34 protein-coding genes are annotated in these 22,818 nt (G+C 61.1%); 32 read left to right on the top strand and 2 right to left on the bottom strand.

Annotation, left to right across the window (positions count from 1 at the left end):
* Positions 1–205: 205 nt before the first annotated feature.
* The 4 genes from rpsL to tuf all read left to right on the top strand — a co-directional run bounded on the left by rpsL (position 206) and on the right by tuf (position 4,555).
* On the top strand, positions 206–580 hold the full coding sequence (gene rpsL, locus M0D43_RS06260) for a 30S ribosomal protein S12 (protein WP_002811712.1): 375 nt from the start codon (positions 206–208) through the stop codon (positions 578–580).
* Positions 581–592: 12 nt separating this feature from the next.
* The gene (gene rpsG / locus M0D43_RS06255) at positions 593–1,060 is read left to right on the top strand and encodes a 30S ribosomal protein S7 (RefSeq protein ID WP_005917592.1); all 468 of its coding nucleotides are present in this window, start codon (positions 593–595) and stop codon (positions 1,058–1,060) included.
* Between the two features lie 137 nt (positions 1,061–1,197).
* The gene (gene fusA, locus M0D43_RS06250) at positions 1,198–3,315 is read left to right on the top strand and encodes an elongation factor G (protein WP_101365184.1); all 2,118 of its coding nucleotides are present in this window, start codon (positions 1,198–1,200) and stop codon (positions 3,313–3,315) included.
* Between the two features lie 49 nt (positions 3,316–3,364).
* A complete protein-coding gene (gene tuf, locus M0D43_RS06245) occupies positions 3,365–4,555 on the top strand; it encodes an elongation factor Tu (protein WP_053051265.1) in 1,191 nt (396 codons plus the stop codon).
* A 478-nt stretch (positions 4,556–5,033) separates the two neighbouring features.
* On the opposite strand, the gene M0D43_RS06240 is transcribed toward tuf, so the two are convergent.
* Together M0D43_RS06240 and M0D43_RS06235 are read right to left on the bottom strand one after the other, a co-directional pair.
* Positions 5,034–5,708: a secreted signal peptide protein gene (locus M0D43_RS06240; RefSeq protein WP_252163966.1), complete on the bottom strand. Its 675-nt coding sequence runs from the start codon at positions 5,706–5,708 to the stop codon at positions 5,034–5,036.
* 421 nt (positions 5,709–6,129) lie between these two features.
* Positions 6,130–6,489: a hypothetical protein gene (locus tag M0D43_RS06235; RefSeq protein WP_252163965.1), complete on the bottom strand. Its 360-nt coding sequence runs from the start codon at positions 6,487–6,489 to the stop codon at positions 6,130–6,132.
* Between the two features lie 1,034 nt (positions 6,490–7,523).
* On the opposite strand from M0D43_RS06235, the gene rpsJ reads away from it, so the two are divergent.
* From rpsJ to M0D43_RS06095, 28 genes are all read left to right on the top strand, one after another.
* Positions 7,524–7,838 carry a 30S ribosomal protein S10 gene (rpsJ, locus tag M0D43_RS06230; protein ID WP_101363637.1) on the top strand — a complete coding sequence of 105 codons (315 nt, stop codon included), beginning with the start codon at positions 7,524–7,526 and terminating at the stop codon, positions 7,836–7,838.
* An 11-nt stretch (positions 7,839–7,849) separates the two neighbouring features.
* Positions 7,850–8,500, top strand: coding sequence for a 50S ribosomal protein L3 (rplC, locus tag M0D43_RS06225; protein ID WP_005993363.1), 651 nt, complete (start codon positions 7,850–7,852; stop codon positions 8,498–8,500).
* 12 nt (positions 8,501–8,512) lie between these two features.
* Positions 8,513–9,118 carry a 50S ribosomal protein L4 gene (gene rplD, locus M0D43_RS06220; protein ID WP_010371054.1) on the top strand — a complete coding sequence of 202 codons (606 nt, stop codon included), beginning with the start codon at positions 8,513–8,515 and terminating at the stop codon, positions 9,116–9,118.
* Positions 9,115–9,414 carry a 50S ribosomal protein L23 gene (rplW, locus tag M0D43_RS06215; protein WP_002811694.1) on the top strand — a complete coding sequence of 100 codons (300 nt, stop codon included), beginning with the start codon at positions 9,115–9,117 and terminating at the stop codon, positions 9,412–9,414. The genes rplD and rplW overlap by 4 nt, the downstream gene beginning before the upstream one ends.
* A gap of 10 nt (positions 9,415–9,424) precedes the next feature.
* Entirely contained in the window at positions 9,425–10,252 is an 828-nt protein-coding gene (gene rplB, locus M0D43_RS06210) for a 50S ribosomal protein L2 (RefSeq protein WP_003486715.1), read from the top strand.
* 6 nt (positions 10,253–10,258) lie between these two features.
* A complete protein-coding gene (gene rpsS / locus M0D43_RS06205) occupies positions 10,259–10,528 on the top strand; it encodes a 30S ribosomal protein S19 (RefSeq protein ID WP_005993369.1) in 270 nt (89 codons plus the stop codon).
* Between the two features lie 12 nt (positions 10,529–10,540).
* Positions 10,541–10,876, top strand: a complete 336-nt coding sequence (gene rplV / locus M0D43_RS06200) for a 50S ribosomal protein L22 (protein WP_002811686.1) — start codon at positions 10,541–10,543, stop codon at positions 10,874–10,876.
* A gap of 17 nt (positions 10,877–10,893) precedes the next feature.
* Positions 10,894–11,628, top strand: coding sequence for a 30S ribosomal protein S3 (gene rpsC, locus M0D43_RS06195; RefSeq protein WP_005993372.1), 735 nt, complete (start codon positions 10,894–10,896; stop codon positions 11,626–11,628).
* A 5-nt stretch (positions 11,629–11,633) separates the two neighbouring features.
* Entirely contained in the window at positions 11,634–12,047 is a 414-nt protein-coding gene (gene rplP, locus M0D43_RS06190; protein WP_011036127.1) for a 50S ribosomal protein L16, read from the top strand.
* Positions 12,047–12,232, top strand: coding sequence for a 50S ribosomal protein L29 (gene rpmC, locus M0D43_RS06185; RefSeq protein WP_006450638.1), 186 nt, complete (start codon positions 12,047–12,049; stop codon positions 12,230–12,232). The genes rplP and rpmC overlap by 1 nt, the downstream gene beginning before the upstream one ends.
* Positions 12,233–12,243: 11 nt before the next feature.
* A complete protein-coding gene (rpsQ, locus tag M0D43_RS06180; protein WP_101363636.1) occupies positions 12,244–12,513 on the top strand; it encodes a 30S ribosomal protein S17 in 270 nt (89 codons plus the stop codon).
* Between the two features lie 14 nt (positions 12,514–12,527).
* Positions 12,528–12,896, top strand: coding sequence for a 50S ribosomal protein L14 (gene rplN / locus M0D43_RS06175; protein ID WP_003486699.1), 369 nt, complete (start codon positions 12,528–12,530; stop codon positions 12,894–12,896).
* A gap of 15 nt (positions 12,897–12,911) precedes the next feature.
* On the top strand, positions 12,912–13,229 hold the full coding sequence (gene rplX / locus M0D43_RS06170; protein WP_003486696.1) for a 50S ribosomal protein L24: 318 nt from the start codon (positions 12,912–12,914) through the stop codon (positions 13,227–13,229).
* Positions 13,230–13,240: 11 nt separating this feature from the next.
* Positions 13,241–13,783 carry a 50S ribosomal protein L5 gene (gene rplE / locus M0D43_RS06165; protein WP_010371090.1) on the top strand — a complete coding sequence of 181 codons (543 nt, stop codon included), beginning with the start codon at positions 13,241–13,243 and terminating at the stop codon, positions 13,781–13,783.
* Positions 13,784–13,801: 18 nt separating this feature from the next.
* Entirely contained in the window at positions 13,802–14,107 is a 306-nt protein-coding gene (gene rpsN, locus M0D43_RS06160; protein WP_005917137.1) for a 30S ribosomal protein S14, read from the top strand.
* Positions 14,108–14,312: 205 nt separating this feature from the next.
* Positions 14,313–14,711 carry a 30S ribosomal protein S8 gene (gene rpsH / locus M0D43_RS06155; RefSeq protein WP_010371096.1) on the top strand — a complete coding sequence of 133 codons (399 nt, stop codon included), beginning with the start codon at positions 14,313–14,315 and terminating at the stop codon, positions 14,709–14,711.
* Positions 14,712–14,726: 15 nt separating this feature from the next.
* On the top strand, positions 14,727–15,254 hold the full coding sequence (gene rplF, locus M0D43_RS06150; RefSeq protein ID WP_024938564.1) for a 50S ribosomal protein L6: 528 nt from the start codon (positions 14,727–14,729) through the stop codon (positions 15,252–15,254).
* A 91-nt stretch (positions 15,255–15,345) separates the two neighbouring features.
* Positions 15,346–15,705 carry a 50S ribosomal protein L18 gene (gene rplR / locus M0D43_RS06145; protein ID WP_010371104.1) on the top strand — a complete coding sequence of 120 codons (360 nt, stop codon included), beginning with the start codon at positions 15,346–15,348 and terminating at the stop codon, positions 15,703–15,705.
* A gap of 158 nt (positions 15,706–15,863) precedes the next feature.
* Complete coding sequence (gene rpsE / locus M0D43_RS06140) at positions 15,864–16,406, top strand: 30S ribosomal protein S5 (protein WP_003486682.1); 543 nt, start codon at positions 15,864–15,866, stop codon at positions 16,404–16,406.
* Complete coding sequence (rpmD, locus tag M0D43_RS06135) at positions 16,399–16,590, top strand: 50S ribosomal protein L30 (protein ID WP_003486678.1); 192 nt, start codon at positions 16,399–16,401, stop codon at positions 16,588–16,590. Before rpsE ends, rpmD begins: the two co-directional genes overlap by 8 nt.
* Positions 16,591–16,594: 4 nt before the next feature.
* Positions 16,595–17,038 carry a 50S ribosomal protein L15 gene (gene rplO, locus M0D43_RS06130; RefSeq protein WP_252163964.1) on the top strand — a complete coding sequence of 148 codons (444 nt, stop codon included), beginning with the start codon at positions 16,595–16,597 and terminating at the stop codon, positions 17,036–17,038.
* 7 nt (positions 17,039–17,045) lie between these two features.
* Complete coding sequence (gene secY / locus M0D43_RS06125) at positions 17,046–18,410, top strand: preprotein translocase subunit SecY (protein ID WP_008571664.1); 1,365 nt, start codon at positions 17,046–17,048, stop codon at positions 18,408–18,410.
* Positions 18,411–18,742: 332 nt separating this feature from the next.
* Positions 18,743–19,099: a 30S ribosomal protein S13 gene (gene rpsM, locus M0D43_RS06120; protein ID WP_003486672.1), complete on the top strand. Its 357-nt coding sequence runs from the start codon at positions 18,743–18,745 to the stop codon at positions 19,097–19,099.
* A 10-nt stretch (positions 19,100–19,109) separates the two neighbouring features.
* A complete protein-coding gene (gene rpsK / locus M0D43_RS06115; protein ID WP_003486671.1) occupies positions 19,110–19,502 on the top strand; it encodes a 30S ribosomal protein S11 in 393 nt (130 codons plus the stop codon).
* Between the two features lie 15 nt (positions 19,503–19,517).
* Positions 19,518–20,144, top strand: coding sequence for a 30S ribosomal protein S4 (gene rpsD, locus M0D43_RS06110; RefSeq protein WP_002811641.1), 627 nt, complete (start codon positions 19,518–19,520; stop codon positions 20,142–20,144).
* 53 nt (positions 20,145–20,197) lie between these two features.
* Positions 20,198–21,196 (top strand): DNA-directed RNA polymerase subunit alpha, encoded by a 999-nt coding sequence (locus tag M0D43_RS06105; RefSeq protein ID WP_002811635.1) that lies wholly within the window; start codon positions 20,198–20,200, stop codon positions 21,194–21,196.
* Between the two features lie 181 nt (positions 21,197–21,377).
* Complete coding sequence (gene rplQ / locus M0D43_RS06100) at positions 21,378–21,761, top strand: 50S ribosomal protein L17 (protein WP_003486665.1); 384 nt, start codon at positions 21,378–21,380, stop codon at positions 21,759–21,761.
* A gap of 388 nt (positions 21,762–22,149) precedes the next feature.
* Positions 22,150–22,668, top strand: a complete 519-nt coding sequence (locus tag M0D43_RS06095) for a disulfide bond formation protein B (protein ID WP_252163963.1) — start codon at positions 22,150–22,152, stop codon at positions 22,666–22,668.
* Positions 22,669–22,818 lie beyond the last annotated feature (150 nt).

The following is a 22,818-nucleotide window of genomic DNA, read 5'->3' as shown; positions in this document are numbered from 1 at the left end:
GGTCGCAAGGCCGCTGTAAGCCAAGCGAAAAGGAGGGCAGGACGCCCTCCGTTTTCCGGCCTTGGATGGGCCAGCAGGTTCAGATTTCGTGAAGTTGACGGAGTTTCGCCCTGCCAGCTATACTTCTTTGTCTCGGTGGGCCGGTCTCGGCCTGCCTTTGTTTTCGTGCAGGCCGTCTCGGCCTCTCAATCAGAAGAATCAACTGATGACGACGATCAATCAGCTGGTCCGCAAGCCTCGGCAAGCGACCACCTACAAGAGTGCCTCCCCGGCACTGGACAAGTGTCCGCAACGCCGCGGCGTTTGCACACGCGTCTACACCACTACCCCGAAGAAGCCGAACTCGGCCCTGCGTAAAGTCGCCAAGGTGCGCCTGACGAATCAGGAAGAGGTCATCAGCTACATCGGTGGTGAAGGCCACAATCTGCAGGAGCACTCCGTGGTCCTGATTCGCGGTGGCCGCGTCAAGGATCTTCCCGGTGTGCGTTATCACACCGTCCGTGGTTCGCTGGACGCCGCCGGCGTCGCCAAGCGTCGTCAAGGCCGTTCCAAGTACGGCGCCAAGCGCCCGAAGAGCTAAGGAAATACTCAAATGTCCCGTAAAGGTTCTACTCCGCAGCGCACCGTCCTGCCAGATCCAAAGCATGGCAGCGAAACCATTGCCCGCTTCATCAATATGGTGATGCAAAGTGGCAAGAAGTCGGTTGCTGAGAAAATTGTCTATGGCGCAATGGACGTCATTGGCGAAAAGAATCCGAATGCCATCGAGCTGGTGCAGAAAGCACTGGATAACGTGGCCCCGGCTGTCGAAGTTAAATCGCGTCGCGTCGGTGGTGCTACCTATCAGGTGCCCGTCGAAGTGCGTTCCTCCCGTCGCATGGCGCTGGCAATGCGCTGGTTGATCGATTCCGCGCGCAAGCGTGGCGAGAACACCATGCCGCGTAAGCTGGCTGCAGAACTGTTGGACGCCTCGGAAAGCCGCGGCGGCGCGATCAAGAAGCGCGAAGAGACGCACCGTATGGCGGAGGCGAACAAGGCGTTCGCACATTACCGCTGGTGACCTCGGGGGCCTTGGTAACGGGGCCCTTCAGCACCATCTGAGTGCTGTTTGCGACGCATTTTGCGTCGCATCCAATCCGAAGGCCGCCGAAAGGCGGCGTTCGGCCATCCGAAATCCAAGAAATTGAGAGGCTCCCCGTGGCCCGCACCACCCCTATCGAGCGTTACCGCAACTTCGGCATCATGGCTCACATCGATGCCGGCAAGACCACTACTTCCGAGCGCATCCTGTTCTATACCGGTGTCAGTCACAAGATCGGCGAAGTCCATGACGGCGCTGCAGTGATGGACTGGATGGAGCAGGAGCAGGAGCGTGGTATCACCATTACCTCCGCTGCGACCACTGCGTTCTGGTCGGGTATGGACAAGTCCATGCCGCAGCACCGCTTCAACATCATCGACACCCCCGGGCACGTCGACTTCACCATCGAAGTGGAGCGCTCCTTACGCGTGCTCGACGGTGCGGTGTTCGTGCTGTGCGCCGTCGGTGGCGTGCAGCCGCAGTCCGAGACCGTGTGGCGTCAGGCCAACAAGTATTCCGTGCCGCGCATGGCCTTCGTCAACAAGATGGACCGTACCGGTGCCAACTTCGACAAGGTCGTTGAGCAGCTGAAGGCTCGTCTGGGTGCGTACGCCGTGCCGATGCAGGTGCCGATCGGCGCCGAAGACGGCTTCGAGGGCGTGGTCGACCTGTTGAAGATGAAGGCGATCCATTGGGATACCGCATCGCAGGGCACCACCTTCGAATACCGCGATATCCCGGCCGATCTGGTCGATATCGCGACCGAGGCACGTTCGTTCATGGTCGAAGCGGCTGCAGAAGCCAGCGAAGACCTGATGGACAAGTACCTCAACGAGGGCGACCTGAGCGAAGAAGAGATCCTGCAGGGTCTGCGCGAGCGCACCTTGAAGGTGGAGATCGTGCCGGTGTTCTGTGGTTCGGCGTTCAAGAACAAGGGCGTGCAGGCCATGCTCGACGGCGTGGTGCACCTGCTGCCGTCGCCGGCCGACCGTCCGCCGGTCCAGGGTATCGACGAAGACGAGAAGGAAGACACTCGCGCTGCGACCGATACGGCGCCGTTCTCGGCGTTGGCGTTCAAGATCATGACTGACCCGTTCGTGGGCTCGCTGACGTTCTTCCGTGTCTATTCGGGCACGCTGAACTCCGGCGACCAGGTCTACAACCCGGTCAAGTCGAAGAAGGAACGCGTGGGCCGCATCCTGCAGATGCACTCCAACAATCGCGAAGAGATCAAGGAAGTGCGCGCTGGCGACATCGCCGCTGCCGTGGGTCTGAAGGACGTCACCACCGGCGACACGCTGTGTGCGCAGGACAAGATCATCACCCTGGAGCGCATGGTGTTCCCGGAGCCGGTGATCTCGATGGCGGTGGAGCCCAAGACCAAGTCGGACCAGGAAAAGATGGGTATGGCCCTGGGCCGTCTGGCGCAGGAAGATCCGTCGTTCCGCGTCAAGACCGACGAAGAATCCGGCCAGACCATCATCTCGGGCATGGGCGAGTTGCACCTGGACATCATCGTCGACCGTATGCGTCGCGAGTTCAATGTCGAGGCTAACGTCGGCAAGCCGCAGGTGGCCTACCGCGAAACGATCCGCAAGTCCGACGTCAAGTCCGACTACAAGCACGCCAAGCAGTCCGGTGGTAAGGGTCAGTACGGTCACGTCGTGATCGAGCTGTCGCCGATGACCGAGGAAGAGCGCAAGAGCGACAACGTCAAGGACGATTTCCTGTTCGTCAACGACATCACCGGCGGCATCATTCCGAAGGAATTCATCCCCTCGGTCGAGAAGGGCCTGCGCGAAACGATCACGAGTGGTCCGATCGCCGGCTTCCCGGTGGTTGGCGTGAAGGTCAAGCTGGTGTTCGGCTCGTACCATGACGTCGACTCCTCGGAAATGGCGTTCAAGCTGGCCGCATCGATGGCGTTCAAGCAGGGCTTCGCGAAAGCCAGCCCGGTGTTGCTGGAGCCGATCATGAAGGTCGAAATCGTCAGCCCGGAGGATTACCTGGGTGATGTGATGGGCGACGTGAGCCGCCGTCGTGGCGTGTTGCAGGGTCAGGACGACAGCCCGTCGGGCAAGATCATCAATGCGATGATTCCGCTGGGTGAGATGTTCGGTTACGCGACTTCGCTGCGTTCGATGAGCCAGGGTCGTGCGACGTTCTCGATGGAATTCGACCATTACGAAGAGGCACCGGCCAACATCGCCGACGCCGTCACCAAGAAGGGCTGAGTTCGCTCAGCCACTTCTCACAAATTTTTTTAATTAGAGGTAGTTAGTCATGGCAAAAGCTAAATTCGAGCGCACCAAGCCGCACGTGAACGTCGGCACCATCGGTCACGTTGACCATGGCAAGACCACGTTGACCGCTGCGCTGACCAAGATCGGTGCCGAGCGTTTCGGTGGTGAGTTCAAGGCGTACGACGCGATCGACGCGGCGCCGGAAGAGAAGGCGCGCGGCATCACGATTTCGACCGCACACGTCGAATACGAATCCCCGAACCGCCACTACGCGCACGTTGACTGCCCCGGCCATGCCGACTACGTCAAGAACATGATCACCGGTGCTGCGCAGATGGACGGCGCGATCCTGGTGTGTTCGGCCGCTGACGGCCCGATGCCGCAGACCCGTGAGCACATCCTGCTCTCGCGTCAGGTCGGTGTGCCGCACATCGTCGTGTTCCTGAACAAGGCCGACATGGTCGACGACGCCGAGCTGCTCGAGCTGGTCGAAATGGAAGTGCGCGAGCTGCTGAGCAAGTACGACTTCCCGGGCGATGACACGCCGATCATCCACGGCTCGGCGCGTCTGGCGCTGGACGGTGACCAGAGCGAGATCGGTGTGCCGGCGATTCTGAAGCTGGTCGACGCGCTGGACACCTTCATCCCGGAGCCGACCCGCGACGTCGATCGTCCGTTCCTGATGCCGGTGGAAGACGTGTTCTCGATCTCCGGCCGCGGCACCGTGGTGACCGGTCGTATCGAGCGCGGCATCATCAAGGTGGGCGACGAAATCGAAATCGTCGGTATCCGCGATACGCAGAAGACCACCGTGACCGGCGTGGAAATGTTCCGCAAGCTGCTGGACCAGGGTCAGGCAGGCGACAACGCCGGTCTGCTGCTGCGCGGCACCAAGCGTGACGACGTCGAGCGTGGACAGGTGCTGTGCAAGCCGGGTTCGATCAAGCCGCACACCGAGTTCGAAGCCGAAGTCTACGTGCTGTCCAAGGACGAGGGTGGCCGTCATACCCCGTTCTTCAAGGGCTACCGTCCGCAGTTCTACTTCCGCACCACCGACATCACTGGCGCGTGCCAGCTGCCGGAAGGCGTGGAAATGGTGATGCCGGGCGACAACGTGAAGATGGTCGTGACCTTGATCAACCCGGTCGCGATGGACGAAGGTCTGCGCTTCGCCATCCGTGAAGGCGGTCGTACCGTCGGCGCCGGCGTGGTTGCCAAGATCATCAAGTAAGCAACGCCTGCAGCACGGCAGCTTCGGCTGCCGTGCCACGCGAAAGAGAGGGTCGGCGAAAGCCGGCCTTTTTCTTTGCCCGCGCGTTGGTCAAGGACTGCGACCAGCGCAGGAATGCATCGCAGGGGCACCTGGGCCGGGAGCCTGATGGCCGGGCGCACCGACACGTACGGGAGCGCTCGGCAGGTCCCCCGCAACGGGAAGTCTTATTTTCCCTGACGTCTAACAACATTCGTGCAACGCCCCGCTGGTGCCGGTCATTGCCTGTTGTGTAGACACCCCTGACTCGCGATCGATGCAAGCCGCTGCCAGTGCCGCCGCGGCGGTAGCCAGGGGAAGAGGGTGCCTGCGCCACCTGCAGTCTCTGCGTCCGGTCGCCCGTAACGCTGCCTGCGCAGGTCGCGTCAGCGACGCGATCGCGGGTGGGGACTCGGATGCAAAGGATGCCGCGCAGCATGCGTACAGACGCTGGTCGTGGTTAGCGAACTGCGTTGACCAGTCCGCTTTTTGCGTCCTTGAGCAGATCCAGGCCAGGCAAGCCGAAGTTGTCCAACTCCTGTTTGGTCGTTGCGATGTTCAGCCCGACGATGGCCGAGGTATCCGGGGCCACGTCCATACCCAGTGGAATCGCGGCGAACTGGATGTAATCGCGGCTGGCGTTCCATTGTGGGTTGCCGCCGATCGCTGGAAGGATGCGGTCAATAAGGGTGCCGGCCGGCTGGCCGAGCAGATCGAAGGGCAGGGGCGCCTTCGGATCGGCCAAGGCAATCAGGTTGCTGACGCGGTCATTGCGCAATCCGACGGCCAGCTCGCTGTGGACGAGAGTGCCGGCTGGGCGCGGATGCTGCGCCAGCTGCGCTTTGAAGTCGCGTGGATAGAGATACAACAGGCTGAGCCTGCCCGGATCTGCCGCATCGGTGCGGGTGACGTCCGGCTGGCCTAGCGCGGCCAGGACTTGTTGCTTGCGCATTCCAAGTGCGACCGGGCCGATGCGCGTGCATGCAACCGGCAGGGTGGCTGCGTTGGCGGAGGTCGCTAACGCCTGGTGCAGGGCGCGCGTGCAGGCCAAGCCATCGCTGCCGGCAGCGTGGGACTGCGGGGCAACCAGGCCGAGGAGCAACAGGCCGAACAGCGAAAGGGAGGACCGGGACATGAGGACTTTCCGATGGTGGGATCGTGCAAGAACGAGGCAGGGAGCGCTCCCCGCCTCGTAGTAGCTTTAAAGGTATGCGGCGAAAAAGCGGCCTCGCTTTGGTTTATCCGGTCGCACTGCTCCTGACCACACATTCCAACCGATCCTGTGGCGCGCTGCGACAACAAGCAGCGCGCGCTCAGTGTCACTGTTGCTGCGCTGTGTAACGCGCAGGCAGCGAGACGATAGATGCGCAAGTCGGCGTATGGATGCGTAGCGGCCTTCGGAGAGCATTGCCGCGTCGATGTCGTGGGCGGTCGCAGGACGATGAGACGGGGTGGCTGTCGATGCGGATTGCAGGTCGCGGGCGGCGTCGGCGAGTCCGTTCTTCAGGGGAAAGCGACGTACCGTTCGCTCAACGTTAGCGTTGCGCTGCCGCTCCTTATCCGGAGCAAACCAGCGTCAATTGCAGCTGGCGGACTGTCCAATGGGTGGGCGTGTCGATCGTCCCGGTGGCGCGGACCTGGTAGGCGGGACAGTCCGCATCTTCCTCGGGGTTGTTCCTGATGTTGCAAGTCCCTTCGATGAGGAAGGCCTTGCTCGCCTTCGCCTGGGTGCGCTTGAAGGTGAGGCCCGGACATGCGCCGAAGGTCCTCGATAGCACCCTGTCGTTCTTCAAGACATAAGCGAGCGCCTGCTCCGCTTCATTGGATGGCGCGGGCTGCATCGCCTGCAGTGAACCTTGGGCGGCGATGGTGAGAAATAGCATCACGAACAGGCGGGGCTGGCAGAGGAACTTCATGGAAGATCTCCGTTAGGGGATTGTTTCCCGAGTTGGAGCATCTCCAACTCGGGAGAGGTGAGGTCGGTTACTTGAAGGCGCTGATATGCATGTGCGTCGTGGCGCCTGTTTCTCGGCTGGCCATGGTCCAGGCCGCAGTGGGGCTTGATCGGAGGGGTGCCGGCACGGCCTCCCACGTAGCCGACATTGGGATCGTTCATCGCGGCATTCTCCAGCGTCTGCGCGTTGTCAGAGCCCGCGCCACTGGTGCCGACACGCACGTCGTTCAGCAGTGGCAAGTCTGATTGTCCCCAGCCACGCCCGGCTGGGGGAATCGAGCACCTTGCCGCGCGGAAAAGCGAACCTTCCATGGCGCACTGCCCCGATCTCATCGTTCCGTTATGAGTGCCGCGCCGATCCGGCCCGGTGGTGATCACCATTCATCAGCATGGTGGAGGCTGCCCTGCCTGACTCTGGCAGGCCCAGCTTTCGCGAGCCTTTCGCCGGTTGCCGCGATATTTCCGGCGGCGTCAGCCGGCCCTGCTGGATGTCTGAGGGGGGCGATGGCGCGGCGATGTCACCTCGCCGAGCGATTTCACGTTCAGCTTTCGCCTGAAAACCCATCCAATCGGCCAGGCGATGAAGGTTGGGCGCCAGGGAGTGCTGTCCATCTGCCGGGGTCCGCCATGGGCTCAGTTGAGATAGGGGACGGCGCTTGCGCGCGCCTCAGCGGGGCGCTAAAATGCGCGGCTCGGTGTCCCTGGGTAGGGCGCTGAGATACAGCGAAAAGAACGGCAGGACGCCGCTCGTGTTCGCCAGACCGGGAAGGTCGCGTTGCATGGAGCACTCAACAACTCACGCGTTGTTGACGGTGCTCTTGTTGCGCCCTATACTTTTCCGTCTGGGCAGGCCGGTTTACCGGTCTGCCTCAGTTTTTGGGCGGAGGAAATGCCCTCGCTTGCAGGATGCGCAGCGATTTCACCAACGTCAGGAATATCGGGGCAGGTATCCCAGAGGCCTTGCCCGTCGCTCTTTTAATGAAGGAATCTTCCGTCATGTCGGAACAGCAAAAGATCCGGATTCGGCTGAAGGCGTTCGATCATCGTTTGATCGACCGTTCGGCCAGCGAGATCGTCGAAACGGCTAAGCGGACCGGCGCGCAAGTGCGTGGCCCGATCCCGTTGCCGACCAAGATCGAACGTTACACCATCCTCGTATCCCCGCATGCCGACAAGGATGCGCGTGACCAATACGAAACCCGCACGCACAAGCGTGTGCTCGATATCGTCGACCCGAACGACAAGACCGTGGACGCGCTGATGAAGCTCGAACTCGCGGCTGGCGTCGACGTCCAGATCAAGCTGACCTGAGGACTACGACCATGACGAAGAAATATTCGTTGGGCTTCGTGGGCCGCAAGGCTGGTATGAGTCGCGTCTTCACTGAAGACGGCCGCTCGGTACCGGTCACGCTGATCGAAGCAACTCCGAACCGCATCGCGCAGATCAAGACCGTTGAAACCGACGGTTACAGCGCAGTGCAGATTACCGTTGGCGCGCGTCGCGCCGCACTGGTCAACAAGCCGGCCGCCGGTCACTTCGCCAAGGCGAAGGTGGAAGCGGGTCGTGGCTTGTGGGAATTCCGCGTTGAAGATGCCCAGCTCGGCGATTTCGCCGTCGGCGGCGAAATCAAGGCGGACATCTTCGAGGTCGGCCAGAAGGTCGACGTCCAGGGCGTCACTAAGGGTAAGGGTTTCCAGGGCACCATCAAGCGCTACAACTTCCGTATGGGCGATGCAACTCACGGTAACTCGCTGTCGCATCGCGCGCCGGGTTCGTTGGGTCAGCGCCAGACCCCGGGTCGCGTTTTCCCGGGTAAGAAGATGTCGGGCCACATGGGCGCCGTGCAGCAAAGCACGCAGAACCTGGAAGTGGTCAAGGTCGACGTCGAGCGTGGTCTGATTGCTATCCGCGGCGCCGTGCCTGGCGCAGCTGGTGGCGACGTGATCGTCCGTCCGGCGAGCAAGGCATAAGGAGAGATGACGATGGAACTCGTTATCACGGGTAGCAACAATAAGGTCTCGGTCTCCGATGCCGTGTTCGGTCGCGAATTCAGCGAAGATCTGGTTCACCAGGTCGTCGTCGCTTATCGCAACGCCGGTCGCGCCGGTACCAAGGCACAGAAGACGCGTTCGGAAGTTGCGGGCACGACCAAGAAGTCGAAGAAGCAGAAGGGTGGCGGTGCGCGTCATGGCGCGCTGACGGCTCCGATCTTCGTCGGTGGCGGCGTGACCTTCGCGGCCAAGCCGCGCAGCTTCGAGCAGAAGGTCAACCGCAAGATGTACCGTGCGGCCATCTGCGCGATCTTCTCCGAGCTGAACCGTCAGGGCCGTCTGATGATCGTGGACGCGTTCGACCTCGAAGCGACCAAGACCAAGGGCCTGATCGAAAAGCTCAAGGGACTGGACGTGGGCAAGCGCCCCCTGATCGTCACCGAGGAGGCTTCCGAGCACCTGTATCTGTCCGCTCGCAATCTGCCGTATGTGCAGGTGCGTGACGTGCAGGGTCTGGATCCGGTCGCTCTGGTCGGGGCCGATACGGTCGTGATCACCGCCGATGCGGTCAAGAAGGTCGAGGAGTGGCTGGCATGAGCAGCAACGAAAAAATCTTCAGCGTGCTGCGTGCTCCGCGAGTCTCCGAAAAGACCGCGCGCCTGCAGGAAATCTCCAACCAGTATGTCTTCGAAGTTTCGAACGAAGCCACCAAAGCCGATGTAAAGGCCGCGGTTGAGCAGCTGTTCGACGTCAAGGTCAAGGCAGTCAACGTGGTCAACGTCAAGGGCAAGAGCAAGTCCTTCCGTAACCGTGCTGGCAGCCGTGGCAATTGGCGCAAGGCGTACGTCCGCCTGGTTGATGGTCAGTCCATCGACGTAACGGCCAAGGCCTGAGGTCCATCCCATGCCATTGATGAAGTTCAAACCCACCTCTCCCGGCCGTCGTTCCGCCGTGCGCGTGGTTACTCCCGATCTGCACAAGGGCGCACCGCACGCGGCGCTGCTCGACTCGCAGAGCAAGTCTGGTGGTCGTAACCACCATGGCCGCATCACCGTGCGTCACGTCGGTGGTGGCCACAAGCAGCACTATCGCATCATCGACTTCAAGCGCAACAAGGAAGGTATTCCGGCGCGTGTGGAGCGGATCGAATACGATCCGAACCGTACCGCTCATATCGCCCTGCTGTGCTACGTCGATGGCGAGCGTCGCTACATCATCGCCCCCAAGGGCCTGAAGGCGGGCGACCAGGTCATTGCCGGTGCCAATGCCCCGATCAAGACCGGTAACACGCTGCCGCTGCGCAATATCCCGGTCGGTACGACGGTTCACGGTATCGAGCTGAAGCCGGGCAAGGGCGCTCAGATCGCACGTGCAGCCGGTGCAGCCGTCCAGCTGGTTGCTCGCGAAGGCATTTATGCCACGCTGCGTCTGCGTTCGGGCGAAATGCGCAAGGTGCCGGTCGAGTGCCGCGCCACCATCGGCGAAGTCGGCAACGACGAGCACAACCTCGAGAAGTTGGGCAAGGCCGGCGCCAAGCGTTGGCGCGGTGTTCGCCCGACCGTTCGCGGTGCGGCCATGAACCCGGTCGATCACCCGCACGGTGGTGGTGAAGCGAAGGCTGGTCAGGGTAATCCGCATCCGGTCACCCCGTGGGGTGTTCCGACCAAGGGTTACAAGACGCGCAAGAACAAGCGCACCCAGCAGTTCATCGTCCGCGATCGTAGGGGCTAATCGACCATGGCACGTTCACTTAAGAAGGGCCCGTTCGTCGATCACCACCTTGCAAAGAAGGTGGAGTCCGCTGCGGGTAGCAAGAAGCCGATCAAGACCTGGTCGCGCCGTTCGATGATCCTGCCGGAAATGGTAGGCATCACCATCGCCGTGCATAACGGCAAGAACCACATTCCGGTGCTCGTCAACGAGAATATGGTCGGCCACAAGCTCGGCGAATTTGCCGTCACCCGGACCTTCAAGGGTCACGGTGGCGACAAGAAGTCGAGCAGGTAAGGAGAGATGACGATGGAAGCGAAAGCAATCCTGCGCACCGCGCGCATCTCCCCGCAGAAGGCCCGCCTGGTCGCTGACCAGGTGCGTGGTTTGTCCGCCGAGCGTGCGGTCAATCTGCTGAAGTTCTCTGACAAAAAGGCTGCACACCTGATCAAAAAGGTTGTGGAGTCGGCGATTGCCAATGCCGAGAACAATCAGGGCGCGGATGTCGACGAGCTGAAGGTCAAGACCATCATGGTTGATGAAGGTCCCTCCCTGAAGCGTTTCATGGCGCGGGCGAAAGGCCGCGGTACCCGCATCCTCAAGCGCACCAGTCACATCACTGTGATTGTCGGCGCCGCCAAGTAAGCGGAAAGGAAAAGACCATGGGTCATAAAGTTCATCCGACTGGAATCCGTCTTGGTATCTCCAAAGACTGGAACTCCAAGTGGTACGCAAACAAGGGCGATTTCGCTGCCTATCTGGCAGCCGACCTGAAAGTGCGTGAAATGCTGCGCAAGAAGCTCGCGCAGGCAGGTGTCAGCAAGATCTTGATCGAGCGCCCTGCCAAAACCGCCCGCGTGACCATTCACACCGCCCGTCCGGGTGTGGTGATCGGCAAGCGTGGCGAGGACATCGAAAAGCTGCGTAAGGAAGTGAGCGAGCTGATGGGCGTTCCGGCGCACATCAACGTCACCGAAGTGCGCAAGCCGGAGCTGGATGCGCAGCTGGTCGCCGAGTCGATCGCGCAGCAGCTTGAGCGTCGCATCATGTTCCGCCGCGCAATGAAGCGCTCGGTCGGTAATGCGATGCGCTTGGGTGCCCTGGGCATCAAGGTCAATGTAGCTGGCCGCCTCAACGGTGCAGAAATTGCTCGTTCGGAGTGGTACCGCGAAGGCCGCGTGCCGCTGCACACGCTACGTGCCGACATTGATTACGGTTTTGCCGAAGCGTCCACGACGTACGGCATCATCGGTATCAAGGTCTGGATCTATAAGGGCGAAGTCTTCGACTTCTCTCAGGTTGGCCAGGAAAAGCAGGACGACAGCCCGCGCAACGATCGTAACGATCGCGGCGACCGTGGTGACCGTCCTTCGCGCCCGGCTCGTGAAGCGAGGTAACGGCAATGTTGCAACCCAAGCGAACCAAATATCGCAAGATGCACAAGGGCCGCAATGACGGCCTGGCATGGAGCGGAAACGCCGTCAGCTTCGGCGAGTACGGCCTCAAGGCAACCGCGCACGGTCAGCTGACCGCGCGTCAGATTGAAGCAGCACGTCGTACGATCAGCCGCCACGTCAAGAAGGGCGGCAAGATGTGGATTCGTGTGTTCCCCGACAAGCCGATCACCAAGAAGCCGATCGAAGTCCGCATGGGCTCCGGTAAGGGCAACGTGGAGTACTGGGTCGCGCAGATTCAACCGGGCCGCATGATCTATGAAATCGAGGGTATTCCCGAGGATATCGCACGTGAGGCGTTCCGCCTTGCCGCCGCGAAATTGTCGGTGACCACCACTTTCGTGACCCGGACGGTGCGCTGATGGATATCAAACAACTCCGCGAGAAGTCGGCTGACGAACTGAAGGCCCACCTGACCGATCTGCGTAAGGAGCAGTTCTCGCTCCGTATGCAGCAGGTCACCGGCCAGCTGCCGAAGACCCACGATACCCGCCGGGTGCGCCGCGAGATTGCTCGCGTCAAGTACCTGCTCGGCAGCACCAAGTAAGGACGGCCGCGATGAGTGACAACAACGAAAAGCAAACGCTGCGCACGGTCGAAGGCCGTGTCGTCAGCAACAAGATGGACAAGACGGTCACCGTGTTGGTGGAGCGCCAGGTCAAGCATGCTCTGTACGGAAAGTACATCAAGCGCTCGTCCAAGCTCCACGCACACGACGCCGACAATGCCTGCAACGAAGGCGACGTCGTGCGTGTGACCGAGATTGCTCCGATGTCCAAGACCAAGAACTGGCGGGTGGTCGAAATCGTCACCCGTTCGGCCGAATAAGGGAGATCTGAATCATGATCCAGATGCAGAGCTACCTCGATGTCGCCGACAATTCGGGTGCCAAGGAAGTGATGTGCATCAAGGTGCTGGGCGGCTCGAAGCGCCGTTACGCCCACATTGGTGACATCATCAAGGTGACCGTCAAGGACGCCATTCCGCGTGGCAAGGTCAAGAAAGGCGAAGTCTACGACGCCGTCGTGGTGCGTACCCGCAAGGGTGTGCGCCGTCCCGACGGTTCGCTGATCCGCTTTGATGGCAACGCCGCTGTGCTGTTGAACAATAAGCAGGAGCCGATCGGGACCCGCATCTTCGGGCCGGTGACGCGCGAGCTGCGTTCCGAGAAGTTCATGAAGATCGTCTCGCTCGCTCCCGAAGTGCTGTGAGCGGAGGACATATACATGGCTAACCGTATCAAGAAGGGCGACCAGGTCGTCATCAACACCGGCAAGGACAAGGGTAAGCAGGGTGAAGTTGTGCGTGTGGACGGCGATCGCGTAATCGTCTCCAATGCCAACGTCATCAAGCGCCACACCAAGCCGAACCCGCAGGCGGGTGTCGCCGGCGGCGTGGTCGAGCGTGAAGCGTCGATCCATATCTCCAACGTCAATATCGTCAACCCGGCAACGGGTAAGGGCGAGCGCGTTGGCTTCAAGGTGCTGGAGGATGGACGCAAATTGCGTGTGTTCCGCTCCAGCGGTGAGGCGCTCGACGCCTGAGGAATGAGATCATGAACACTCGTCTCGAAAAGTTTTACAAGGAAAACGTGGTGCCGGCCCTGATGAAGGAATTCGGCTACACCAATCCGATGGAAGTGCCGAAGCTGGTCAAGGTCACGCTCAATATGGGCGTGGGCGAAGCCGCCACCAACAAGAAGATTCTGGAAAATGCGGTCGCCGACATGTCCAAGATCTCCGGTCAAAAGCCGGTGGTCACCAAGTCGCGCGTCTCGGTCGCATCCTTCAAGATTCGTGACGGTTGGCCGATCGGCTGCAAGACCACCTTGCGTCGCGCCAAGATGTACGAATTCCTGGATCGCCTGATCAACATCTCGTTGCCGCGCGTGCGCGACTTCCGTGGTGTGTCCGGTCGCTCCTTCGACGGTCGTGGCAACTTCAACATGGGTGTGAAGGAACAGATCATCTTCCCGGAAATCGACTTCGACGCCGTCGACGCGATTCGCGGTATGGATATCGCCATCACCACCACCGCCAAGACGGATGCGGAAGCGAAGGCGCTGCTGGCAGCGTTCAAGTTCCCGTTCCGTAACTGACCGTCGAGGACATCCGAAATGGCAAAGACCTCCATGATCCACCGCGACATCAAGCGTGCAAAGCTGGCGAAGAAATTTGCCGGCAAGCGTGATGCGCTGAAGAAGATCCTCTCCAGTCAGGATGCGTCCTACGAAGAGAAGATCGATGCGTCGACCAAGTTGCAGAAGCTGCCGCGCGATTCGTCGCCGAGCCGCCACCGCAACCGTTGTGAGCTGTCCGGCCGTCCGCGCGGTGTCTACCGCAAGTTCGGTCTGGGTCGCAACATGCTGCGCAAAGCCACGATGAACGGTGACGTTCCGGGCCTGCGTAAGGCAAGCTGGTAACAGCATCCCGGCCGTCCGCGGCCGGATTTGAACAGGATTGTTCTGTTCAACACGGGAGTCCGACGCAAGTCGGGCTCTTTTGTCGTATACTCCCGCTTCTGTCTTGCCCGTACGGGCCTGGCATGGCGTGAAGGGTCCTGGCCCGTCCCCAGGAAAACACAAGATTTTCGCGAAAGCGGATATCGGTGCACTCAAAGGTACTCACATGAGCATGACTGATCCCATCGCCGACCTGCTGGTTCGCATCAAGAATGCGGCCGCGGTTGGTAAGCAGACGGTGAAATTGCCGTCGTCCAAGATTAAGGTCGCGATCGCCCAAGTCCTGAAGGACGAGGGTTACATCACCGACCTGCGCGTTACGGCGACCGAAAACAACAAGTCGGAGCTGGAAATCGTGCTGAAGTATTTCGAAGGCCGTCCGGTGATCGAGACCCTGAAGCGTTTCTCGCGCTCGGGTCTGCGTCAGTACCGCGGCAAGACCGAGCTGCCCAAGGTCCTCGGTGGCCTGGGTATCGCCATCATCTCCACGTCGAAGGGCATCATGACCGATGCGCAGGCTCGCGAAGCCGGCGTTGGTGGTGAAGTTCTGTGCTTCGTGGCCTAAGGGAAGGAATCGATCATGTCCCGTGTAGCCAAGAAGCCTGTCTCCCTTCCGAAGGGTGTTGAACTCAAGGTCCAGCCCGAGCTGGTCAGCGTCAAGGGCCCGAAGGGCACCCTGACCCTGCCGAAGCCGGTTGGCGTCGAAATCGCCGTTGACGGCGACGTTGCCACGCTGTCGGCCAACGAACCGTCGCAGATCGCCATCACCGGCACCGTGCGCGCCATCCTGGCCAATATGGTCAAGGGCGTGTCCGAAGGCTTCGAGCGCAAGCTCGAGCTGGTCGGCGTCGGTTACCGTGCCGCCATGCAGGGCAAGGACCTGAGCCTGGCGCTCGGTTTCTCGCACCCGCTGGTGTTCGTGGCGCCGGAAGGCATCACGCTGTCGACTCCGACCCAGACCGAAATCGTGGTTCAGGGCGCCGACAAGCAGCGCGTCGGCGAAGTCGCCGCCAAGATTCGCGGTTTCCGTCCGCCGGAGCCCTACAAGGGCAAGGGTGTGAAGTACGCCGGTGAAGTCATCATTCGCAAGGAAGCCAAGAAGGCGTAACGCAGGTCCCTCTGCTAGGAGCCCGGCCATCCATGGCCGGACTTTTCGATGCAAAAGCCTGCTTTCCTTCAGCTTCCGTAGGATAAATATCATGAGCATCAACAAGAACATCGCCCGTCTGCGTCGCGCCAAGTCCACCCGCTCGCACATCCGTGAGCTGGGCGTCGCCCGTCTGTCGGTGCTGCGCACCGGTCAGCATCTGTACGCACAGGTCTTCACTGCCGACGGCTCCAAGGTGATCGCTGCTGCGAACACCCTGCAGGCCGACGTCAAGGACGGTCTGAAGAACGGCAAGAACAGCGATGCGGCCGTCAAGGTCGGCAAGCTGATCGCCGAGCGCGCCAAGGCCGCGGGCATCGAGAAGGTCGCATTCGACCGCTCGGGCTACCGCTACCACGGCCGCATCAAGGCGCTCGCTGATGCAGCGCGCGAAGGCGGCCTGCAGTTCTAAGCACTGCTGCGGATGTGGTCATCGACCACATCCGCGATACCGCCGGCAGGGAGATGCCGGACCGTCCCGTTCTTTTGCAACGGTGCCGGGAACACAGCGTGACTCCACAACCATAAGCGGCTTCGAGCCGTACATACTCAATCAATCAAGGAATCAAGATGGCAGAAGAACGCGCACCGCGGGGTCGTGATCGCGACCGTAACCGCGAAGAAAAAGTCGACGATGGCATGATCGAAAAGCTGGTCGCGGTCAATCGCGTCAGCAAGACGGTTAAGGGTGGTCGCCAGTTCACCTTCACTGCGCTGACCGTGGTCGGCGATGGTCTGGGCAAGGTTGGTTTCGGGTATGGCAAGGCGCGCGAAGTGCCGGTCGCCATCCAAAAGTCGATGGAGCAGGCGCGTAAGAACCTGGCCACGGTCGATCTGAATAACGGCACCTTGTGGCATGCCGTCAAGTCGGGTCATGGCGCAGCACGCGTTTACATGCAGCCGGCTTCAGAAGGTACGGGCGTCATCGCAGGCGGCGCCATGCGCGCTGTGCTGGAAGCGGTTGGCGTCAAGAATGTGCTGGCCAAGGCAGTTGGTTCGCGTAACCCGATCAACCTGGTACGTGCAACCCTGAAGGGTCTGTCGGAAGTGCAGTCGCCGGCGCGTGTTGCGGCCAAGCGCGGCAAGAAGGTGGAGGAGCTCAACCATGGCTAAGGACACCAACAAGACCGTAAAGGTGCGCCTGGTGCGTGGCCTGCGTGGAACCCAGTCGCGTCACCGTCTGTCGGTGCGTGCGTTGGGCCTGAATAAGCTCAACGATGTGCGTGAACTGAAAGACAGCCCGCAGGTGCGTGGTCTGATCAATACGGTTCACTACCTCGTCAAGGTTGAGGAGTAATCCCATGACTCTGCGTCTTAATGACCTCAAGCCGGCCGACGGTGCCCGTACCGAGCGCACTCGCGTCGGTCGTGGTATCGGTTCTGGCCTCGGCAAGACCGCTGGTCGCGGTCACAAGGGTTCGTTCGCTCGTAAGGGCGGCGGCAAGATCAAGGCCGGCTTCGAAGGCGGCCAGACCCCGATGCAGCGCCGTCTGCCGAAGATCGGTTTCCGCTCCAAGATGGCGCGCGACACCGCGGAAGTGTTGTCCTACCAGCTGGATAAGCTGGATGCCGGTGATGTCGACTTTGCAGCGCTGCGCGCGGCCAATCTGGTCCCGAGCCGCGCCAAGAAGGCGAAGATCGTGCTGAAGGGCGAGTTGAGCAAGAAGTTCGTGCTGAAGGGCCTTGCGGCTACCGCAGGCGCCAAGGCAGCAATCGAAGCTGCCGGCGGCAGCGTAGAGGAGTAATCGGCAGATGGCGCAGGCTGGCATTGGTAACCTCGGCGGCGGGCTCGGCAAGTTCACAGAACTTCGCCAGCGGTTGCTGTTCGTCCTCGGGGCATTGATCGTTTATCGCATCGGCTGCTACGTGCCGGTGCCTGGCGTGAATCCCGATGCCATGCTTTCGTTGATGCAGGCGCAGGGCGGCGGCATCGTGGACATGTTCAACATGTTCTCGGGCGGCGCCCTGCACCGTTTCAGTATTTTTGCGTTGAATGTGATGCCGTACATCTCGGCATCGATCGTGATCCAGTTGGCCACGCACATCTTTCCCGCCCTCAAGGCGATGCAGAAGGAAGGCGAATCCGGTCGACGCAAGATCACCCAATATTCGCGTATCGGTGCGGTGTTGCTGGCAGTGGTGCAGGGCGGCAGTATTGCGCTGGCACTACAGAATCAGACCGCGCCCGGTGGCGCTCCGGTGGTATATGCCCCGGGCATGGGCTTCGTGCTTACAGCGGTAATTGCGCTGACCGCCGGCACCATCTTCCTGATGTGGGTGGGCGAGCAGGTCACCGAGCGCGGCATTGGTAATGGCGTATCGCTGATCATCTTTGCCGGCATCGTGGCGGGCCTGCCGTCGGCCGCCATCCAGACCGTCGAAGCGTTTCGCGAAGGCAACCTGAGCTTCATTTCGCTGCTGCTGATCGTTATCACGATCCTGGCATTCACGCTGTTCGTGGTGTTTGTCGAACGAGGGCAGCGTCGGATTACGGTCAACTACGCACGCCGCCAGGGCGGTCGCAATGCGTACATGAACCAGACCTCGTTCCTGCCGCTGAAGCTCAACATGGCCGGCGTGATTCCGCCGATCTTCGCCTCCAGCATCCTGGCATTCCCGGCGACGCTATCGATGTGGTCGGGTCAGGCAGCGTCGGGTGGTGTCGGCTCGTGGCTGCAGAAGATCGCCAACGCGCTTGGGCCCGGTGAGCCGGTGCACATGCTGGTGTTTGCGGCGCTGATCATCGGTTTTGCGTTTTTCTACACCGCGCTGGTGTTCAACTCGCAGGAAACCGCCGATAACCTTAAGAAGTCGGGTGCGCTGATTCCGGGTATTCGTCCGGGCAAGGCCACTGCAGATTACGTCGATGGCGTGCTGACGCGTCTGACCGCTGCCGGTTCGCTGTACCTGGTGATCGTTTGCCTGTTGCCGGAAATCATGCGCACGCAGCTCGGCACCTCGTTCCACTTCGGCGGCACCTCGCTGTTGATCGCGGTGGTAGTGGTGATGGACTTCATTGCGCAGATCCAGGCGCATCTGATGTCGCATCAGTATGAGAGCTTGCTGAAGAAGGCCAACCTCAAGGGTGGCTCGCGCGGCGGTCTTGCGCGCGGTTAAGTGGTACACTAAATCTTCATTACGTGAAGACGGCCTGGTTCCCGGGCCACGATCTTCCGATCAGAAGGGCGGCTCGCGCGACGTCTCGCGCGCGGGTGTGACGGGGTGGTCCTGTGCGGGAGTAGCACAGGCGATTCGGAGCAGTTTTCTGGATCAACACCGTCCGGCGCCGGAGCGAGGGCACACTCCCCACGCCGGGTCCATGGAACCTTTGGTTCCACGGGCTTCACAGCAATCCGAGGCCTTGCTATAATTCCGAGTTCACTTTTGATCCATCCTGCCGGATGGCGCCTGGGCGCTGTCGGGCCATCACTCAGTTGGAGAATCGCGTCATGGCGCGTATTGCAGGCGTCAACCTGCCAGCCCAGAAGCACGTCTGGGTCGGGTTGCAAAGCATCTACGGCATCGGCCGTACCCGTTCGAAGAAGCTCTGCGAATCCGCAGGCGTTACCTCGACCACGAAGATTCGTGATCTGTCCGAACCCGAAATCGAGCGCCTGCGCGCCGAAGTCGGCAAGTATGTCGTCGAAGGCGACCTGCGCCGCGAAATCGGTATCGCGATCAAGCGACTGATGGACCTGGGCTGCTATCGCGGTCTACGTCATCGCCGTGGTCTCCCGCTGCGTGGTCAGCGCACCCGTACCAACGCCCGCACCCGTAAGGGTCCGCGCAAGGCGATCAGGAAGTAAGGGATAGATCATGGCAAAGCCAGCAGAAAAGAAAACGAAGAAGAAGATCAAGCGCGTCATCACTGACGGCGTCGCTCATGTCCACGCTTCGTTCAACAACACCATCGTCACCATCACCGACCGCCAGGGTAATGCGCTGTCGTGGGCTACATCCGGCGGCGCCGGTTTCCGTGGTTCGCGCAAGTCGACCCCGTTCGCTGCTCAGGTTGCCGCCGAAAAGGCTGGCCGCGCTGCGCTCGATTACGGCGTGAAGTCGCTGGAAGTGCGTATCAAGGGTCCGGGTCCGGGCCGTGAGTCGGCCGTGCGTTCGTTGAACAACGTGGGCTACAAGATCACCAACATCATCGACGTGACGCCAATCCCGCACAACGGGTGCCGTCCGCCGAAGAAGCGTCGCGTCTAAAGGGAGCGATAAGAAATGGCTCGTTATATCGGTCCTACCTGTAAGCTCGCGCGCCGCGAAGGCGCCGACCTTTCTCTCAAGAGCCCGGCGCGTGCGCTGGACTCCAAGTGCAAGCTTGAGCAGAAGCCCGGCCAGCACGGCGCGGCTCGCAAGGGCAAGCTCTCCGACTACGCGACCCAGCTGCGCGAAAAGCAGAAGGTCAAGCGTATCTACGGTCTGCTGGAACGTCAGTTCCGCAACTACTACAAGAAGGCCTCGACCAAGAAGGGCAACACCGGCGAGAACCTGCTGCAGTTGTTGGAAACCCGTCTGGACAACGTCTGCTATCGCATGGGCTTTGCCGTCACCCGTCCGGCCGCGCGCCAGCTGGTGTCGCACCGTGGCGTGCTGGTCAATGGCAAGTCGGTGAATCTGGCCTCGTACCAGATCAAGGCTGGCGATGCGATCACGCTGTCGGAAAAGGCACAGAAGCAGCTCCGCGTGCAGGAAGCCCTGACCGTGGCTGAGCAGCACGACATGACGCCGTCGTGGGTTGAAGTCGATTCGAAGAAGTTCAGCGGCGTGTTCAAGGCCGTTCCGGATCGCGCTGACCTGCCTTCGGATATCAACGAAGCGCTGATCGTCGAGTTGTATTCGAAGTAATTCACATTGGAGAACCTCCGGTACTGCCGGAGGTTCGCAGGAGACCCCGCAACATGACGGTTACCGCCAACCAGGTTCTGCGCCCCCGTGGTCCGCAGATCGAACGTCTTACCGACAACCGTGCCAAGGTCGTGATCGAACCCTTGGAGCGCGGTTACGGGCATACGCTGGGCAATGCCCTGCGTCGTGTGTTGTTGTCGTCGATCCCCGGTTTTGCGATCACCGAGGTCGAGATCGACGGCGTGCTGCACGAGTACACCACGGTCGAAGGTTTGCAGGAAGATGTGCTTGACGTCCTGCTGAACTTGAAAGACGTGGCAATTCGTATGCACAGTGGCGACAGCGCCACGCTGTCGTTGTCCAAGCAGGGTCCGGGTACGGTCACTGCGGCAGACATCAGGACCGATCACAACGTTGAGATCATCAACGGCGACCACGTGATTTGCCACCTGACTAAAGACACCGCATTGAACATGCGTCTGAAGATCGAGCGTGGTTTCGGCTATCAGCCGGCGGCTGCGCGTCGTCGTCCGGACGAAGAGACCCGCACCATCGGTCGTCTGATGCTGGATGCGTCGTTCTCGCCCGTGCGTCGCGTTGCCTATGCCGTGGAAGCTGCGCGTGTTGAACAGCGCACCGACCTCGACAAGCTGGTGATCGATATCGAAACCAACGGCACGATCGATGCCGAGGAAGCCGTGCGCACGGCCGCCGACATTCTCAGCGATCAGCTGTCGGTGTTCGGCGATTTCACCCACCGCGATCGCGGTGCGGCCAAGCCGGCTGCCAGCGGCGTGGATCCGGTGCTGCTGCGCCCGATCGACGACCTCGAGCTGACCGTGCGTTCGGCCAACTGCCTCAAGGCCGAGAGCATCTACTACATCGGCGATCTGATCCAGAAGACCGAAGTGGAGCTGCTCAAGACCCCGAATCTGGGCAAGAAGTCGCTGACCGAAATCAAGGAAGTGCTGGCACAGCGCGGCCTTGCTCTGGGCATGAAGCTGGAGAACTGGCCGCCGGCCGGTGTCGCCCAGCACGGCATGCTTGGTTAATGCTTCAAGGCATGGGCGTCTTCGGGCGCCCATGTTCGTTTTTTTACATTGACGGGCCAAAGCCCGCGATGACATCCGGTCAAGGGACGGCCGGCTAGGACCAACCGCAGTCCATTCAACAGCGCCAGGATGGCGACAACGTCACTGCAGTAGTCTCAATATTCCTTAGGAAACCACACTCATGCGTCACCAGAAATCCGGCCGTAAGTTCAACCGTACCAGCGCGCACCGCGAAGCCATGTTCCGCAATATGGCCGCCTCGCTGTTCAAGCACGAGCTGATCAAGACCACCTTGCCGAAGGCCAAGGAACTGCGTCGCGTCGCCGAGCCGCTGATCACCATCGGCAAGGTCGATGGCGTTGCCAATCGTCGTCTGGCGTTCGCTCGCCTGCGCGACAAGGAAGCAGTGGGCAAGTTGTTCGTCGAACTGGGCCCGCGTTACGCGACCCGTCCCGGCGGCTACCTGCGCATCCTGAAGGCCGGCTTCCGTGCCGGTGACAATGCGCCGATGGCGTATGTCGAGCTGGTCGACCGTCCGGTCGTTGCTGAAGAAGTTGCCGAGTAATCGGATCGCTTCTGTGAAGATTCTTGAAAAAGCCCGGCGCACGCCGGGCTTTTTTATTGGCTGGTCGAACGAGGTGGCGTTGAATGCTGTCGGCTGCACCGGTCGGTCGACGGATGCTGCGCGAAAGATGAGGCGAGGCGGCCAGGTTGGCGTCCACTGCAGCGGCCGGCGGCTTGGTCGATGCATCGCAGGTTGTAGATCGCGCAGCGCGGATCGCAGCCTACGAACCCGTGGCGCTATGACCTGATGCGTGCGAGTTAGCACGCGTTGCCGCGGCTTCAGGCGTCAGGGGGGGCTTCGCACACTGCGATCGCCCGCTCGCGCATGCGTGGTCACGGCTGTGGCGATGGCTGATAATCGACAACTCGACCCTAGGCAAGCAGTGACGATGAATCCTTTTCGTTGGAGTTTCCGGGCGCAGTTTCTGCTGGGCTTTCTTGCGTGCGCAGGACTGCTGGCTTACGCGATCTATGTGCAGTTGCACCTGGGTCTGGAGCCTTGCCCGCTGTGCATCTTCCAGCGGATCGCATTTGCGGCGCTGGCGGTGTTTTTCCTGATCGGCGCGCTGCATGGGCCGCGAGCTGCGGGCGCGCGGAAGGTCTATGGCGTGTTGAGCTTCATCGCAGCAGGCGTGGGCATGGGCATCGCTGCGCGGCACGTCTGGGTGCAGATCCGGCCCAAGGACATGATGTCCTCGTGCGGGCCGCCGTTGAGCTTTTTGAGCGAGACGATGGGGCCGTTCGAGGTGTTCCGTACCGTGCTGACCGGCACCGGCGACTGCGGCAATATCGATTGGCGCTTCCTGGGGCTGAGTATGCCGATGTGGAGCATGGTGTGGTTCGTGGGGCTGGCGCTGTGGGCGCTGTACGCGGGCTTCAAGGCACGACGTAGTTCGGTTCGTCACTGATGAGCGGTGCCGCGCGTTGCCACGCCCGGTGCAGCCCTGGAGGCGGGCGGGTGTCATCGCGGTAGCCAAACCGCGGCTCTGCGTCGCCTGGGCGGCGATGGTGCGTTGTTCGACGGCTGATAGACGGCTGAAAGGGGCGCCCTGATCTGC

Origin of the sequence: Xanthomonas prunicola, from assembly GCF_025266575.1 — a bacterium.
In the GTDB taxonomy this organism is placed as follows: domain Bacteria; phylum Pseudomonadota; class Gammaproteobacteria; order Xanthomonadales; family Xanthomonadaceae; genus Xanthomonas; species Xanthomonas prunicola.
The sequence above is the reverse complement of the archived record's forward strand: the minus strand, read 5'-3'. Positions and strand labels throughout refer to the sequence as shown.

What these genes read in the sequence shown, in the direction of transcription:
- rplB (WP_003486715.1), top strand. Translation starts at nt 9,425, where the DNA reads ATGCCATTGATGAAGTTCAAACCCACCTCTCCCGGCCGTCGTTCCGCC.
- rplV (WP_002811686.1), top strand. Translation starts at nt 10,541, where the DNA reads ATGGAAGCGAAAGCAATCCTGCGCACCGCGCGCATCTCCCCGCAGAAG.
- rplE (WP_010371090.1), top strand. Translation starts at nt 13,241, where the DNA reads ATGAACACTCGTCTCGAAAAGTTTTACAAGGAAAACGTGGTGCCGGCC.
- rpsM (WP_003486672.1), top strand. Translation starts at nt 18,743, where the DNA reads ATGGCGCGTATTGCAGGCGTCAACCTGCCAGCCCAGAAGCACGTCTGG.
- rplN (WP_003486699.1), top strand. Translation starts at nt 12,528, where the DNA reads ATGATCCAGATGCAGAGCTACCTCGATGTCGCCGACAATTCGGGTGCC.
- rpsL (WP_002811712.1), top strand. Translation starts at nt 206, where the DNA reads ATGACGACGATCAATCAGCTGGTCCGCAAGCCTCGGCAAGCGACCACC.
- M0D43_RS06095 (WP_252163963.1), top strand. Translation starts at nt 22,150, where the DNA reads ATGAATCCTTTTCGTTGGAGTTTCCGGGCGCAGTTTCTGCTGGGCTTT.
- M0D43_RS06105 (WP_002811635.1), top strand. Translation starts at nt 20,198, where the DNA reads ATGACGGTTACCGCCAACCAGGTTCTGCGCCCCCGTGGTCCGCAGATC.
- rpsE (WP_003486682.1), top strand. Translation starts at nt 15,864, where the DNA reads ATGGCAGAAGAACGCGCACCGCGGGGTCGTGATCGCGACCGTAACCGC.
- rpsH (WP_010371096.1), top strand. Translation starts at nt 14,313, where the DNA reads ATGAGCATGACTGATCCCATCGCCGACCTGCTGGTTCGCATCAAGAAT.
- M0D43_RS06235 (WP_252163965.1), bottom strand. Translation starts at nt 6,489, where the DNA reads ATGAAGTTCCTCTGCCAGCCCCGCCTGTTCGTGATGCTATTTCTCACC.
- M0D43_RS06240 (WP_252163966.1), bottom strand. Translation starts at nt 5,708, where the DNA reads ATGTCCCGGTCCTCCCTTTCGCTGTTCGGCCTGTTGCTCCTCGGCCTG.
- rpsS (WP_005993369.1), top strand. Translation starts at nt 10,259, where the DNA reads ATGGCACGTTCACTTAAGAAGGGCCCGTTCGTCGATCACCACCTTGCA.
- rplC (WP_005993363.1), top strand. Translation starts at nt 7,850, where the DNA reads ATGACGAAGAAATATTCGTTGGGCTTCGTGGGCCGCAAGGCTGGTATG.
- rplQ (WP_003486665.1), top strand. Translation starts at nt 21,378, where the DNA reads ATGCGTCACCAGAAATCCGGCCGTAAGTTCAACCGTACCAGCGCGCAC.
- rplX (WP_003486696.1), top strand. Translation starts at nt 12,912, where the DNA reads ATGGCTAACCGTATCAAGAAGGGCGACCAGGTCGTCATCAACACCGGC.
- rpmD (WP_003486678.1), top strand. Translation starts at nt 16,399, where the DNA reads ATGGCTAAGGACACCAACAAGACCGTAAAGGTGCGCCTGGTGCGTGGC.
- rpsG (WP_005917592.1), top strand. Translation starts at nt 593, where the DNA reads ATGTCCCGTAAAGGTTCTACTCCGCAGCGCACCGTCCTGCCAGATCCA.
- rpsQ (WP_101363636.1), top strand. Translation starts at nt 12,244, where the DNA reads ATGAGTGACAACAACGAAAAGCAAACGCTGCGCACGGTCGAAGGCCGT.
- rpmC (WP_006450638.1), top strand. Translation starts at nt 12,047, where the DNA reads ATGGATATCAAACAACTCCGCGAGAAGTCGGCTGACGAACTGAAGGCC.
- rpsC (WP_005993372.1), top strand. Translation starts at nt 10,894, where the DNA reads ATGGGTCATAAAGTTCATCCGACTGGAATCCGTCTTGGTATCTCCAAA.
- rplD (WP_010371054.1), top strand. Translation starts at nt 8,513, where the DNA reads ATGGAACTCGTTATCACGGGTAGCAACAATAAGGTCTCGGTCTCCGAT.
- rplR (WP_010371104.1), top strand. Translation starts at nt 15,346, where the DNA reads ATGAGCATCAACAAGAACATCGCCCGTCTGCGTCGCGCCAAGTCCACC.
- rplO (WP_252163964.1), top strand. Translation starts at nt 16,595, where the DNA reads ATGACTCTGCGTCTTAATGACCTCAAGCCGGCCGACGGTGCCCGTACC.
- rplF (WP_024938564.1), top strand. Translation starts at nt 14,727, where the DNA reads ATGTCCCGTGTAGCCAAGAAGCCTGTCTCCCTTCCGAAGGGTGTTGAA.
- rplP (WP_011036127.1), top strand. Translation starts at nt 11,634, where the DNA reads ATGTTGCAACCCAAGCGAACCAAATATCGCAAGATGCACAAGGGCCGC.
- rpsJ (WP_101363637.1), top strand. Translation starts at nt 7,524, where the DNA reads ATGTCGGAACAGCAAAAGATCCGGATTCGGCTGAAGGCGTTCGATCAT.
- rplW (WP_002811694.1), top strand. Translation starts at nt 9,115, where the DNA reads ATGAGCAGCAACGAAAAAATCTTCAGCGTGCTGCGTGCTCCGCGAGTC.
- rpsD (WP_002811641.1), top strand. Translation starts at nt 19,518, where the DNA reads ATGGCTCGTTATATCGGTCCTACCTGTAAGCTCGCGCGCCGCGAAGGC.
- rpsN (WP_005917137.1), top strand. Translation starts at nt 13,802, where the DNA reads ATGGCAAAGACCTCCATGATCCACCGCGACATCAAGCGTGCAAAGCTG.
- tuf (WP_053051265.1), top strand. Translation starts at nt 3,365, where the DNA reads ATGGCAAAAGCTAAATTCGAGCGCACCAAGCCGCACGTGAACGTCGGC.
- rpsK (WP_003486671.1), top strand. Translation starts at nt 19,110, where the DNA reads ATGGCAAAGCCAGCAGAAAAGAAAACGAAGAAGAAGATCAAGCGCGTC.
- secY (WP_008571664.1), top strand. Translation starts at nt 17,046, where the DNA reads ATGGCGCAGGCTGGCATTGGTAACCTCGGCGGCGGGCTCGGCAAGTTC.